Raw genomic sequence first — 13731 nt, forward strand, 5'->3', positions numbered from 1 at the left:
CCCCCCCCCGCAGGTCCGAGCCCCGGTTCCACCGGGGCTTGTTTTATCTCTCAAAGCGAGAGAACTTCACAAAAAAAAGCCGCAATGACTGCGGCTTTTTCATGCGGGATCTTCGACCCGGTCGCCGCCTGCACGGCGGCCGGGTGCACTGCGGGGCAGTGTTTAGATCTTCACGCTGTTCATGTACTGGTTGAACGGGAACTCGGAGAAGCGGTTCCACAGGATCTGGTCGCGCTGGAAGGCGCGCATGTCCTGGTGGATCTTCTTGAATTCAGGCGACTTGGCCTCGTGCTCGGCAAAGACTTCCATGGAGGCCTTGAAGCCGGCGTCCATGATGGCCTTGGGGAATGCCTTCAGCTGCGTCTTGTTGGCCACCAGGTTCTTGATGGCGCGCGGGTTGAAGACCTGGTACTTGCCCGTCATGTCGGCGGCGGCCACGCGGGTCGCTGCGTCCAGAATGGCCTTGTTCTCGGGCGACAGGGCGTTGTACTTCTTGACGTTGATGAAGAACTCCAGGTCTGCGGAGCCTTCCCACCAGCCGGGGTAGTAGTAGTACGGCGCCACCTTGTTGAAGCCCAGCTTCTCGTCGTCGTAGGGGCCCACGAACTCCACGGCGTCAAGCGTGCCCTTCTCAAGCGCCTGGTACACGTCACCTGCGGGCATGTTCTGCGCCACCACGCCCAGCTTGGCCATGGCTTCGCCGAACACGCCGCCGCCCAGGCGCATCTTCAGGCCCTTGAGGTCCGCCACGGTCTTGATTTCCTTGCGGTACCAGCCGCCCATCTGAGTGGTGGTGTTGCCGGCGCTGGCGGTCTTGAAGTTGTACTTCTCGAAGAACGCGTCCAGGTACTTGCGGCCGTTGCCGTGGTCCTTCCAGGCGTTCATCTGCAGCGTGGTCAGGCCGAAGGGAACGGCGCAGCTGAAGGCGAAGATGGGATCCTTGCCGGTGAAGTAATAGGCCGCCGTCTGGGCCATGTCGATGGTGTCGGCCTGCAGCGCGTCCACCACGCCGAAGGCGGGCATCAGCTCACCGGCGGGGTGCACCGAAATCTCGAACTTGCCGCCCGACATGGCCTTGACGGCCTGGGACAGTTTTTCTGCGCTGCCAAAGATCGTGTCAAGCGACTTGGGGAAGCTGGAGGCAAGACGCCAGCGGACTGCGGCCTGGGCATGCACCGCGGGTGCGACGCCGGCTGCGAGCACACCAGCCAAGCCGGCCTGCTTGATGATTGAACGACGATCCATGGACATATTTCTCCGAAGTAATAAGCAAAAAAAACGGCAACGCGTTCGAGTGTACGGCTGCTTGTCTCCACTTTATGGGTGGACGTAAATTGTAAAAACCCGGATTGGCAAGCCCGTTGCGGGTTTCCCCTGAAATGGGGACCCCAAAGAGCTCGGTCCATACTTTCGCGCCGACCGTGCGGGTGCAGCCAAGCCGGCCGCGGCGTGCACGGCCAGCCAAAGGATGGGAGGGTGGCAGGGCTTTCAGCCCGAGGATCAGGCCGCCGCCAGCGCCTGCGCGCCCGGCAGTGCGCCAAAGCGCTCGGCAATGGAGCGCCGCATGCCGGCGGCGTCCAGCCCCTGCAGCGCCAGCAGCTTGGCGGGGTCGCCATGCTCGATGAAGACGTCGGGCAGCCCCAGTTGCAGCAGCGGACGCTGCACGCCTGCGGCGTTCAAGGCCTCGCCCACCGCACTACCCGCGCCGCCCATGATGCAGCCTTCTTCCACGGTGACCAGGGCCTCGTGCTCGGCGGCGACGCGCAGCAACAGCTCGGTGTCGAGCGGCTTGGCCCAGCGCATGTTGACCACGGTAGCGTCCAGCGCCTCGGCCGCTTCGAGCGCCGGGTAGAGCAGCGTGCCGAACGCAAGGATGGCAATGCGCCGCCCCTTGCGGCGCACCTCGCCCTTGCCGAAGGGCAATCCCTCCAGGCCTTCCAGCGGCTGCACGCCCACGCCCGCACCGCGCGGGTAGCGCACGGCCACCGGGTTGTCCTGCTCGTAGGCTGTGCTCAGCAGCTGGCGGCACTCGCGCTCGTCGGCGGGGCAGGCCATGCTCATGTTGGGAATGCAGCGCACGAAGGCGATGTCGTAGGCCCCCGCGTGCGTGGCACCGTCGGCACCCACCAGGCCCGCGCGGTCCAGCGCGAAGACCATGGGCAGGTTCTGCAGCGCCACGTCGTGGATGAGCTGGTCGTAGGCGCGCTGCAGGAAGGTGGAGTAAATGGCCACCACGGGCTTCACGCCCTCGCAGGCCATGCCGGCGGCAAAGGTCACGGCATGCTGCTCGGCGATGCCCACGTCGTGGTAGCGGTCAGGAAAGCGCCGGTGGAACTCCACCATGCCCGAGCCCTCGCGCATCGCGGGCGTGATGCCCACCAGGCGCTCATCCTTCTCGGCCATGTCGCACAGCCACTGGCCGAAGACCTGGGTGAAGGTCTGCTTGGGCGGCGTGGCCGGCTTGACCAGGCCCACGCGCGGATCGAACTTGCCGGGGCCGTGGTAGGCCACGGGGTCGGCCTCGGCCAGCTTGTAGCCCTGGCCCTTCTTGGTGACCACGTGCAGGAACTGCGGGCCCTTGAGGCCCTTGATGTTCTCCAGCGTGGGGATCAGCGAATCGAGGTCGTGCCCGTCGATGGGCCCGATGTAGTTGAAGCCGAACTTCTCGAACAGCGTGGCCGGCACCACCATGCCCTTGGCCTGCTGCTCCAGGCGCTTGGCCAGTTCCAGCAGGGGCGGCGCGTTCTTGAGCACGCTCTTGCCCATGTCGCGCGCCTTGGCGTAGAACTGCCCGCTCATGAGCTGCGCCAGATAGCGGTTGAGCGCGCCCACGGGCGGGCTGATGCTCATGTCGTTGTCGTTGAGGATCACCAGCAGGTTGGCGTCGGCCACGCCCGCATTGTTCAGCGCCTCGAAGGCCATGCCGGCGGTCATCGCCCCGTCGCCAATGATGGCCACGCAGCGGCGGTCGTCGCCGCGCTGCTTGGCGGCCAGCGCCATGCCCAGCGCCGCGGAGATGCTGGTGGACGAGTGCGCGGTGCCAAAGGTGTCGTACTCGCTCTCGGCCCGCTGCGGAAAGCCCGACAGCCCGCCGAACTGGCGCAGCGTGGACATGCGCTCGCGCCGGCCGGTCAATATCTTGTGCGGGTAGGTCTGGTGGCCCACGTCCCACACCAGCCGGTCGTGCGGGGTGTCGAACACGGCATGCAGCGCCACGGTCAGCTCCACCGTGCCCAGGTTGGACGACAGGTGCCCGCCCGTCTTGGAGACGCTCTCCAGCACAAAGGCGCGCAGCTCCGTGGCCAGGCTCTTGAGCTCGGCGCGCGGCAGCCGGCGCAGTTCGGCCGGGTCGTTCACACGCTCAAGCAGCGGATAGGTAGTCGTGGACATAAGCTATACTTTTAGTAGCATTTAGCGCTTACTGCATAAGCGCCAACTGCCGATTCGGCTTCAAAAAAACAGACATGGGCACCCGCTCCGTGCAGCAACGGCCATCCCCTCAGTGCGAGCGGCGCACCACCATGTCGGCCAGCGCCGCCAGCGCGCGCGTGTCGCCCAGGCCGCTGGCGGCCAGCGCGGCGTGCGCGTCGGTCCGCAGCGCCTCGGCATGGGCCCTGGCGGGCTCCAGCCCCATCAGCGACACATAGGTGGGCTTGTCGCTCGCCGCGTCCTTGCCGGCGGTCTTGCCCAGCGTGGCCGAGTCCTGCGTCACGTCCAGCACATCGTCCACCACCTGGAAGGCCAGGCCGATGGCCGCACCATACTGCGCCAGCGCCTGCCGCGCCGCCGCACCGGGCTGGCCGCAGGCCGCGCCCATCGCCACGCTGGCCTGCAGCAAGGCCCCGGTCTTGAGGCGGTGCATGTGGCGCAGCTGCGCCTCGTCCAGTTGCAGGCCCACGCTGGCCAGGTCGATGGCCTGGCCGCCGGCCATGCCGTCGGCCCCCGCGGCCTGCGCCAGCAGGCGGCACAGCAGCGCCTGCATGGCGGGCGGCACCTCCTCATCGGGCGTGAGCAGCTCGAAGGCCAGGGCCTGCAGCGCGTCGCCCGCCAGCAGCGCACGGGCCTCGCCAAAGCGCACATGCACCGTGGGCTTGCCACGGCGCATCACGTCGTTGTCCATGCAGGGCATGTCGTCATGCACCAGCGAATAGGCGTGGATCAGTTCCACCGCGCAGGCGGCGCGCAGGGCGGCCTGCGCATGGCCGCCCACGGCCTCGCAGGCTGCCAGCACCAGCAAGGGGCGCAGGCGCTTGCCGCCGTCGAGCACCGCGTAGCGCATGGCTTCGCCCAGGCCCGCGGGCGCGTCGTGCCGCACCCAGAGCGACAGGCCCTGCTCCACGCGCTCCAGCTGCTGGCGCATCCATTCGGCGAAGTCGAAGGTCGACGTTGCGGGCATGGTGGGCATCACTCCTGCGTCCATGGCTGCAACGCCCCCTCGTCGAGCACCTTGATCTGGTCCTGCACGGCCTCCAGGCGCGCGCGGCAAAAGCCCAGCAGCACGGCACCGCGCTGGTAGCCCGCCAGCATCTGGTCCAGCGGCAGCTGGCCCGATTCGATGCGGCCCACGAGTTGCTCCAGCTCCTCCAGCGCGGCTTCGTAGCTGGCAGGATCGGGCGACGGTGGTGGAGCGGCGGGTGCCTTGGGCATGGGTGGTGAGGCGCCTGGCGCACTAGTGTGGAAACGGGCAATTTTAGGCGCAGGGCCCGCAGGCCCGCTGCCACAGCGCCCTGCGCCCCTGCGCGGCGGCGGGCCGCATGGGCGCAAGCCGCGCGCAGGCCACGCGTGGCGGCGTTCGCGGCGCGTTCAGCACGTTCGGGCAATACACGCACGCCAATCGCGGAAATAACCCCACCACCTATAATCCCATTCTTTCGTCACGAACCGGCTATGGAGTCTTTCCCTGGGCCGGTTTCGTTTTTTCTAATGTCCGTGCGCACGCGCACCCTCCCTGTGGGGAGTCTTTAGGTCAGGTCATCCATGTCTGATTTAAGTCTTCAACTGCAGCAGGCCGCAAGCCAACTACCAGTTTCCAGCTATTTCGACGAGGCGCTGCTGCGGCGCGAACTGGAGACCATCTTCCAGCCGGGGCCCCGCTACGTGGGGCACACCCTGAGCGTCCCCGAGATCGGTGACTACTTTGCGCTGCCGCAGGAGAACGAGGGCCGCGCGCTGGTGCGCAACGCCCAGGGCCAGGTCGAGCTGATCTCCAACATCTGCCGCCACCGCCAGGCGGTGATGCTCAAGGGCCGCGGCTCGCTGCAAGGCCAGGGCAAGGGCCATGCGGGCGGCAACATCGTGTGCCCGCTGCACCGCTGGACCTATTCGCCCCAGGGCGAACTGCTGGGCGCGCCGCACTTCGCGCACGACCCCTGCCTGAACCTCAACAACTACAAGCTGCGCGAGTGGAACGGCCTGCTGTTCGAGGACAACGGCCGCGACATCCTGGCCGACCTGGCCGGCATGGGCCCGCAGGGCGAGCTGTCGTTCGAGGGCTACGCCCTCGACCATGTGGAGCTGCACGAGTGCAACTACAACTGGAAGACCTTCATCGAGGTCTATCTGGAGGACTACCACGTCGGCCCCTTCCACCCCGGCCTGGGCAACTTCGTCACCTGCGACGACCTGCGTTGGGAGTTTGAGAAAGAGTATTCCGTGCAGACCGTGGGCGTGGCCTCCACGTTCGGCAAGCCGGGCTCGGACGTCTACAAGAAGTGGCACGAGGTGCTGCTGAAGTACCGCGAGGGCAAGATGCCCGAGCGCGGTGCCATCTGGCTCACCTACTACCCGCACATCATGGTGGAGTGGTACCCGCATGTGCTGACGGTCTCCACGCTGCACCCGATCAGCGTGGACAAGACGCTGAACATGGTGGAGTTCTACTACCCCGAGGAAATCGTGGCCTTCGAGCGCGAGTTCGTCGAGGCGCAGCGCGCCGCCTACATGGAGACCTGCATCGAGGACGACGAGATCGCCGAGCGCATGGACGCCGGCCGCAAGGCCCTGCTGGCGCGCGGCGACAACGAGGTCGGCCCCTACCAGAGCCCCATGGAGGACGGCATGCAGCATTTCCACGAGTGGTACCGCGCCCGCCTGGGCGACGCCCTGCCGCGCGGCTGAGGCGCCAACGCACACCCGGCCGCACGCTATCATTACAATAGCTGCTAGCGCTTATCCATAAAGCGCTGGCAGCTATTTTTACTTAAAACCACAAGTCTTCCCATGCAAGCGCTCTGGATGGTGTTGGCGGCGTTCCTGTTCGCCAGCATGGGGGTCTGCGTCAAGCTGGCGTCGGCGCATTTCAATGCGGCCGAACTGGTCTGCTACCGCGGCATCATCGGCATGGCCGTGCTCTGGGCCCTGGCGCGGTCGCAGAAGGTGGCGCTGGCCACGCGCTACCCCTGCATGCACGCCTGGCGCAGCCTGATCGGCGTGGCATCGCTGGGCGCCTGGTTCTATGCCATCGCCCACCTGCCCCTGCCCACGGCCATGACGCTGAACTACATGAGCAGCGTCTGGATCGCGGCCTTCCTCATCGGCGGAGCGCTGCTGGCCTGGCGCCCCTCCGGCAGCCAGCCCCGCCCGCCGCTGCAGGTGCCGCTGGTGCTCACCGTGCTGGCGGGCTTTGGCGGCGTGCTGATGATGCTGCGCCCCAGCATCGGCGACGACCAGGGCTTTGCCGGCCTGGTGGGCCTGTGCTCCGGCCTGGCGGCCGCCTTCGCCTACATGCAGGTCGTGGCGCTGTCGCGCCTGGGCGAGCCCGAGACGCGCACCGTGTTCTATTTCGCCACCGGCTCTGCCGTGGCCGGCGGCGCGGCCATGCTGGTGACGGGCCTGTCCGACTGGCCCGGCTGGCCCGCGCTGTGGCTGCTGCCGCTGGGCCTGCTGGCCGCGGGCGGCCAGCTGTGCATGACACGCGCCTACGCCCGCGCGCTCACGGCGCGCAGCACGCTGGTGGTGGCCAACCTGCAGTACTCGGGCATCGTCTTCGCCAGCATCTACGGCGTGGCGCTGTTCGGCGACCTGCTGCCGCCAATCGCCTGGGCCGGCATGGCCCTCATCGTGGCCAGCGGCATCGCCGCCACCGTGCTGCGCACACGCGCCGCGCCCGATGCGCCGGGGGAAGAGCGCTGAGGCCCATGCGCCGTGGCCTGGCCCGCAACGCGGCCACAATGGGGCCTGGTTGTTCCTCCCTTGCCGCACCCTGAGTCCAACGATGCCCTTCACCACGCTGATCTCCGTTCCCGAACTGCAATCCCTCCTACGCAGCGACCAGCCGCTGATGGTGTTCGACTGCAGCTTCGACCTGACCCAGCCCGCGCTGGGTGCCGCGCTGTACCGCGAGGCCCATATCCCCGGCGCCCTGCATGCCGACCTGGACCACCACCTGAGCGCCGGGCATGGCGTGGCGGATACGCCGGCCTCCGGCGGGCGCCACCCGCTGCCCAGCCGCGAGCGCTTCGCCGCCTGGCTGTCGCACATCGGCTTGGCCAACGGCATGCAGGCCGTGGTCTATGACCGCAACGGCGCCAACTACTGCGGCCGCCTGTGGTGGATGCTCAAGTGGGCGGGCCACGACGCCGTGGCGGTGCTCGACGGTGGCTTGCAGGCCTGGCAGGCCGCGGGCGGCGAAACCGCCGGCGGCGAGGAACCCGCGCGCGCCCCCTCCCACTTCGCGCTGCACGCGCCGCTGCGCCGCCTGGCGAGCGCCCAGGACGTGCTCGCCGGCCTGGGCCAGCCCGGCCAGACGGTGATCGACGCCCGCGCCGCGCCACGCTACCGCGGCGAGACCGAGCCCCTGGACCCCGTGGCCGGCCACATCCCGGGTGCGCTGAATCGGCCCTTTGGCCAGAACCTGGGGCCCGACGGCCGCTTCAAGCCCGTGGAGCAGCTGCGCGCCGAATTCCAGGATTTGCTGGGCGAGCGCCCGGCCGCCAGCGTCGTGCACCAGTGCGGCAGCGGCGTGAGCGCCCTGCCCAACCTGCTGGCCATGGAGATCGCCGGCCTGGGGCCCTCGGCGCTCTTCGCCGGCAGCTGGAGCGAATGGTGCAGCGACCCCAGCCGGCCCGTGGAGCGCGGCTGAACCCCACGCCCCGGCCCCGCACCTCCATCCCTTCCCCGCGCGCCACGGGGCGCTGTGGCACCCCGCACCGCCGACCTGTCCGAGTGCGGGGTTTTTCTATATACTCAAATACGAATCATTATCATGCAATACTGCATTCAATAAGTAACCAACTCCGATCCCCAACACCATGCCGCGCCACCCGGTTCCTCAGCACACGTCTCCTCGCGGCTCCGGCCGTTTTCCGCCCCAGTCCGCCTGGGACGCGCATGGACCGGGGAGCACTCCATGAAGGCCACCCAACCCCTGTGGCGCTACCGGCTGGCGGTGGCGTCGCGTACGCTGGCCGCGGCCGTGGGCGGCTATGCGCTGGCCGCCGCGTTCACCGCCGCCGCTGCCCATGCCCTGGCGCAGGCCATGCCGCGCGTGGAGGCGGTGCTGACCGCCACCATGCTGGCCTGGCTGGTCTATGCCGCCGGGGTGGCCTGGGTCTTCTTTGCGCGCAGCGCCTGGCAGGCCTGGTGCGGCATGCTGCTGCCCGCGCTCGCCCTGGGCCTGGCGGCGCAGCTGCCGCAATGGCTGGCGGGGGCCGCATGAAGGGCGCACCGGCCATGCCCGCGGCACCTGTGCGCGAGGGTTTTCGCCAGGCCATGGCCTGGCTGCACACCTGGTCCGGCCTGGTGCTGGGGTGGCTGCTGTTCGCCATCTTCCTGACCGGCACGCTGGCGTTCTTCCGCAGCGAATTCAACCTCTGGATGCAGCCCGAGCTGCACGGCCTGCCCCCCGCACAGGCCGACGTGGCCGAGCGCGCCCAGGCCGCCCTGCACCGCACCGCGCCCGGCGTGACCCAGTGGATCATGCACCTGCCCGACGAGCGCATGCCCTGGGTGGAAGTGCTGTGGCGCGACCCGGCCCACAACCGCTTCCAGGCCCTGCATGTCGATCCCCGCAGCGGCGCCACGCTGCACCCGCGCGACACCATGGGCGGGGACTTTTTCTACCGCTTCCACTTCGAGCTGCGCACCGCCAAGACCGGGCGCTGGGCCCTGCAGGGCCGCTGGATCGTGGGCGTGGCCACCATGCTGATGTTCGTCGCCCTGCTGACGGGCGTGGTCACGCACCGGCGCATCTTCAAGGACTTCTTCACCTTCCGCCCCGCCAAGGGCGGCCAGCGCGCCTGGCTGGACGCGCACAACGTCTCGGGCGTGCTGGTGCTGCCGTTCTACCTGATGATCACCGTGAGCGGGCTGATGCTGCTGCACTCCATGTACCTGCCGGCAGGCATCGCCGCGCTGTACCCCGGCCCCCAGGGCACCGACGCCCAGGCCTACTTCGCCGAACTGTCGGGCGACCCGTCTCCGCGCCGCAGCACGCCCGCCGCGCCGGGCCAGGCCGTGCAGGCGCTGCCGCCCCTGGCCCTGGACGCCGCGCTGGAACAGGCCCGCGCCGAGTGGCCCGGCGGGCGCATCGGCAGCCTCAGCGCCCGGCGCGACCAGGGCGCGGTGGTGCTCGAGGCCGCGCGCCATGACGGCGACCGCCTGCAGTACCGGCCCGAGCGCCTGCGCTTCGACGGCACCACCGGCGCGCGCCTGGGCCTGGCCGACGTGCAAAGCCCCGCCGTCCAAACCTACGGCGTGCTCTCCGGCCTGCACCTGGCGCGCTTTGCCGGCCCCGGCATGCGCTGGGCGCTGTTCGGCTTCGGCCTGCTGGGCAGCCTGATGATCGCCACCGGACTGGTGCTGTGGGTCGTCAAACGCAGCAGCGCCCCGCAGCGCCAGCGCCAGGTGGCGGCCGATCCCACGGCCCGCCCCCCCCGCGGAGAACGCCTGGTGGCCACGCTCAACCTGGCCGCGCTGGCGGGCCTGCCGCTGGCCATCGGCGCCTACCTTGCCGCCAACCGGCTGCTGCCGCTCAACCTGCCGGGCCGGGCCGACGCCGAACTGCACTGCTTCTTCAGTGCCTGGGCCCTGTCGCTGGCCGCCGCCGCCCTGTGGCCCGACCGGCGCGGCTGGACGCTGCTGCTGGCCCTGGCCGGCGCCCTGTTTGCCGCCCTGCCCCTGCTCAATGCCGCCACCACCGGCGCGCACCTGGGCGTCACCCTGCCCGCGGGCGAATGGGCCTGGGCGGGCATGGATCTGGGCTTTCTCGCCAGCGGCGCGCTGCTGGGCGGCCTGGCCTGGCGCCTGCGCCCCGGCCGCACCGCCCCCGCCCGGCGCACGCACCGGCCCGTGCCCGGCGACGGCGCCGCCGCCCGCCAAGCCCGAGGGGCCTGAACACCATGTTCGAACTGCTGCTGTGCTACGCCGGCTGGTCCGCCCTCGCCCTGGGCATGGACCGCCACCACGACGACGCCTGGGGCCGCGAGGGCTCGGCCACGCGCCTGCGCCTGCTGCGCCGCGCGGGCGCCGCCCTGCTCACGCTGTCGCTGCTGCTGGCCATTGCCCGGCCCGGCGCCCCCACGGCCGCGCTGGGCGTGACCTGGTGGTCGGTGGCCTTGTCGGTGGCGGCGCTGGCCGCCACGGCCACCGCCACCTGGCTGCCGCGCCGCCTGCCCGCATTGGGCCTGCTCGGCCTGGCCGGTGCCGCCCTGACCGGCCTGGCGCGCGGGATCTTATGAGCCAAAACAGCCCCTGACGCTTATCCATCAAGCGCCAATAGCTACATATTTAATAGCAAACCTTCCATTACCACCAAGGAGTCCACATGCCCTCTGTCCACCGCACAGCCGCCGCCCTGCTGCTCGCCGCCCTGGCCGGCGGCGCCCAGGCGCACCAGGTCTGGCTTGAAGCCGCCGGCGGCCAGGCCCGCCTGCACTTTGGCGAATACGCCGACAACCTGCGCGAAACCTCGCCCGGCCTGCTCGACAAGTTCCAGGGCGTGCCCGCGCTGGAGCAGCGCGCCGGCGGCAAGGCCCAGGCCGTGCAGGGCCAGCGCACCGCCAGCGCCTTCACCTACGCCACGGCCGGCGGCGCCGACACGCTGTTCGCCGAGGCCGCCTACCCGCTCATCGACCGCGCCAAGGCCGGCCTGCAGCCCCTGCTGTGGCGCCCCGCCGCGCGCTGGGTAGCCGGCCTGGACAAGCCCGTGGCCGCCACCGCGCCGTTCGACCTGGTGCCCACCGGCCAGGCGGGCGAGCTGCGCGTGGTCTACCAGGGCCAGCCGCTGCCCAAGGCCGAGGTGACGCTGGTGTCCCCCGCGGGCTGGGCGCGCGAGGCCACCACGGGCGAGGACGGCACCGTGCGCTTCGCGCTGCCGTGGAAGGGCCAGTACGTGGCCGAGGTCAAGCACAGCGACAAGACGCCGGGCGAACACCGCGGCGAGAAATACGGCGAGGTGAGCTACCTGACCACGCTGACCTTCGTGCAGGCCAGCGGCGCCACATCGCCCGCCCTGCCCGCGCCACCGGCGCCGATCCCGGGCCAGTGAAGGCCCCGCCCACCGCCCCGTCGCATCCCCTGCCTCCTGTCACCGACTCCATGAACGTCCTGTCCTTCCCGCCCTCGGCCCGCACGGCCATCGCCCATGCGGCCCTGTGCCTGCTGTGCACCAGCGCATTCGCCCAAACCAGCCAGCCCCCACCACCGCCGCCCGAGGCAGACGCCACGCCCACGCTGGGCCAGATGGATGTGGTGGAGTCCACCCCGGGCACCGCCGCCGCGCCCGGGCAGCGCGCGCAAAGCGCATCGCGCCTGGGCCTGTCGGTGCTGGAGACGCCGCGCTCCGTGAGCGTGATCGACAACGCCCTGCTGGAGCAGCAGCAGGCCACCACCGAGCGCGACGTGCTGCGCAACGCCTCGGGCATCTCCGCGCGCAGCGAGTACAGCGGCTCGTACTCGCAGTTCGCCATTCGGGGGCTGTGGGCCAACAACACCTACAACTACCTGCGCGACGGAGCCAAGTTCATGCACCTGCTCGATCCGCCGCTGTTCAACATCGAGCGGGTGGAGGTCATCAAGGGCCCGGCGGCGCTCGAATTCGGCCAGGTCGCGCCCGGCGGCCTGGTCAACTACGTGAGCAAGCGCCCCCAGGCCGACCCGCTGCGCAGCGTGCGGATCGGCGCGGGCAGCCATGGCTGGCGCCATGCGCAGTTCGACTTCACGGGCGCGCTCAATGCCGACGGCACGCTGCGCTACCGGCTCGACGGCGACGCCAGCCGTGGCGGCAGCTTCGTGGACGGCAACACGCCCCGCAAGCAGGGCCTGGCAGGCAGCCTGGAATGGCAGCTCACGCCCGACACGCTGTGGCGCGCCCAGACCGAGTACCAGAGCAGCGATGGCGTCTCGACGGCCGGCCTGCCCACGCCCGACCCCCACAACCCGCGCAGCGCCGACGCGCTGGCCGTGGGCAGGTTCTACGGCGAGCCCTGGCTGAAGACCGACGGGCACCTGCGCTTTCACTCCACCGAGCTGCAGCACCGCTTCACGCCAGACATCGAGGGCCGCGTGCACCTCTCGCGCAACGAGACCTTCCGCAACGTGCGGCACATCTACGACCTGGGCCCCGTGACGGGCGGCCAGGTGGCGCGCAGCTACCGGCTCGCGCCAAGGCAGACCTTCACGTCCGACACGGCGCTGGCCGAACTGCGCGCCACGCTGCAGACCGGCCCCGTGCAGCACCAGCTGCTGGGCGGGATCGACTGGCGCACCGTGGAGAGCAAGCTTGGCCCACGCAGCCTGGGCGACCTGGGCGCGGTCGATTTGCACAACCCCGCCACCGGCCTAGAGCCGCCCCGGTCCATCGGCGGCAAGACGGCCGTGACCTCGGACGCGCGCAACACCGGCGTGTTCGTGCAGGACCGCCTCACCCTGGGCCACTTCAGCCTGCTGCTGGGCCTGCGCCATGACCGCTTCAAGGACGCCTACACCAAGCCCGTCACCGACCTGAGCCAGACCCAGCCCAGCGCCGCGCTGAGCTGGCAGCCCACGCCGGCCAGCCTGTTCTACGTGAGCCACGCGCGCTCGTTCCAGGCCAACTCGGGCACGCTGCTGTGGGGCGACCGCGCGGCCGATCCGTCCGAGGGCAAGCAGCTGGAAGTGGGCTGGAAGCAGGAATGGCTGGGCCAGCGCCTGCTCACCACCGTGTCGGCCTTCGAGCTGGAGCTCACCAACGCGCCCGCCAACGACCCGCAGCACCCGGGCTACTCCGTGCTCACCGCGCGCCAGCGCGTCAAGGGGCTGGAGCTGGAGGCGCAAGGCCGCATCACCCCCGGCTGGAGCGTCACGGCCCAGGCCACCTTCCTGGACCCCAAGGTGCTGGCCGACACCGCCGCCGGCGCCAACGTGGGCCACCGCGTGGCCCTGGCCGCCAAGCGCACGGCCTCGCTGTGGACGCAGTACCGCGTGGCCCGGCTGCCGGGCCTGTGGGTGGGCGGCGGCCTGGCGCACCAGGGCGACAAGTTCACCGCCAACGACAACCGGTGGCGCCTGCCCAGCTACACCGTGGTCGACCTGGCGGCGGGCTACCAGTTCGCGGGCGGCGTGCGGCTGCAGGCCAACCTGAAGAACGCCACCAACCGGCGCTACTACCTCGATGGCTCCAGCGACGCCGCGGGCTTCACATCGGTCATGCCGGGCGAGCCCCGTTCGCTGTACGTGACGCTGGACTACGCCTTCTGATGCCTGCATTCATCATCAAAAAGACCTGCAGCGCTTATCTATAAAGCGCCAACAGCT

General features: G+C 69.9%; 12 protein-coding genes. 8 read left to right on the forward strand and 4 right to left on the reverse strand.

Going from position 1 to position 13731, the window contains the following annotated elements:
• Positions 1–162: 162 nt before the first annotated feature.
• The 4 genes from BP68_RS07905 to xseB form a co-directional block, all read right to left on the reverse strand.
• Entirely contained in the window at positions 163–1245 is a 1083-nt protein-coding gene (locus BP68_RS07905) for a TRAP transporter substrate-binding protein (RefSeq protein WP_496370412.1), read from the reverse strand.
• Between the two features lie 255 nt (positions 1246–1500).
• The gene (gene dxs, locus BP68_RS07910; protein ID WP_496370414.1) at positions 1501–3390 is read right to left on the reverse strand and encodes a 1-deoxy-D-xylulose-5-phosphate synthase; all 1890 of its coding nucleotides are present in this window, start codon (positions 3388–3390) and stop codon (positions 1501–1503) included.
• A 109-nt stretch (positions 3391–3499) separates the two neighbouring features.
• Entirely contained in the window at positions 3500–4405 is a 906-nt protein-coding gene (locus BP68_RS07915; RefSeq protein WP_496371064.1) for a polyprenyl synthetase family protein, read from the reverse strand.
• The gene (xseB, locus tag BP68_RS07920; RefSeq protein WP_496370416.1) at positions 4405–4647 is read right to left on the reverse strand and encodes an exodeoxyribonuclease VII small subunit; all 243 of its coding nucleotides are present in this window, start codon (positions 4645–4647) and stop codon (positions 4405–4407) included. The genes BP68_RS07915 and xseB overlap by 1 nt, the downstream gene beginning before the upstream one ends.
• Positions 4648–4977: 330 nt before the next feature.
• Between xseB and BP68_RS07925 the strand changes: the two genes are divergently transcribed.
• The 8 genes from BP68_RS07925 (at position 4978) to BP68_RS07960 (ending at position 13674) form a co-directional block, all read left to right on the forward strand.
• A complete protein-coding gene (locus BP68_RS07925) occupies positions 4978–6117 on the forward strand; it encodes an aromatic ring-hydroxylating oxygenase subunit alpha (protein WP_496370418.1) in 1140 nt (379 codons plus the stop codon).
• 102 nt (positions 6118–6219) lie between these two features.
• A complete protein-coding gene (locus tag BP68_RS07930; RefSeq protein ID WP_496370420.1) occupies positions 6220–7131 on the forward strand; it encodes a DMT family transporter in 912 nt (303 codons plus the stop codon).
• Positions 7132–7213: 82 nt separating this feature from the next.
• Positions 7214–8080 carry a sulfurtransferase gene (locus BP68_RS07935; protein WP_496370422.1) on the forward strand — a complete coding sequence of 289 codons (867 nt, stop codon included), beginning with the start codon at positions 7214–7216 and terminating at the stop codon, positions 8078–8080.
• Positions 8081–8347: 267 nt separating this feature from the next.
• A complete protein-coding gene (locus BP68_RS07940; RefSeq protein ID WP_496370424.1) occupies positions 8348–8656 on the forward strand; it encodes a DUF3649 domain-containing protein in 309 nt (102 codons plus the stop codon).
• Positions 8657–8670: 14 nt separating this feature from the next.
• Positions 8671–10332, forward strand: coding sequence for a PepSY-associated TM helix domain-containing protein (locus BP68_RS07945; RefSeq protein WP_496370426.1), 1662 nt, complete (start codon positions 8671–8673; stop codon positions 10330–10332).
• 5 nt (positions 10333–10337) lie between these two features.
• Complete coding sequence (locus BP68_RS07950; protein WP_496370428.1) at positions 10338–10676, forward strand: DUF3325 domain-containing protein; 339 nt, start codon at positions 10338–10340, stop codon at positions 10674–10676.
• 86 nt (positions 10677–10762) lie between these two features.
• Positions 10763–11485, forward strand: coding sequence for a DUF4198 domain-containing protein (locus BP68_RS07955; protein ID WP_496370430.1), 723 nt, complete (start codon positions 10763–10765; stop codon positions 11483–11485).
• A 50-nt stretch (positions 11486–11535) separates the two neighbouring features.
• A complete protein-coding gene (locus BP68_RS07960) occupies positions 11536–13674 on the forward strand; it encodes a TonB-dependent siderophore receptor (protein WP_496370432.1) in 2139 nt (712 codons plus the stop codon).
• Positions 13675–13731: the final 57 nt, after the last annotated feature.

This window comes from Diaphorobacter oryzae DSM 22780, from assembly GCF_059568935.1.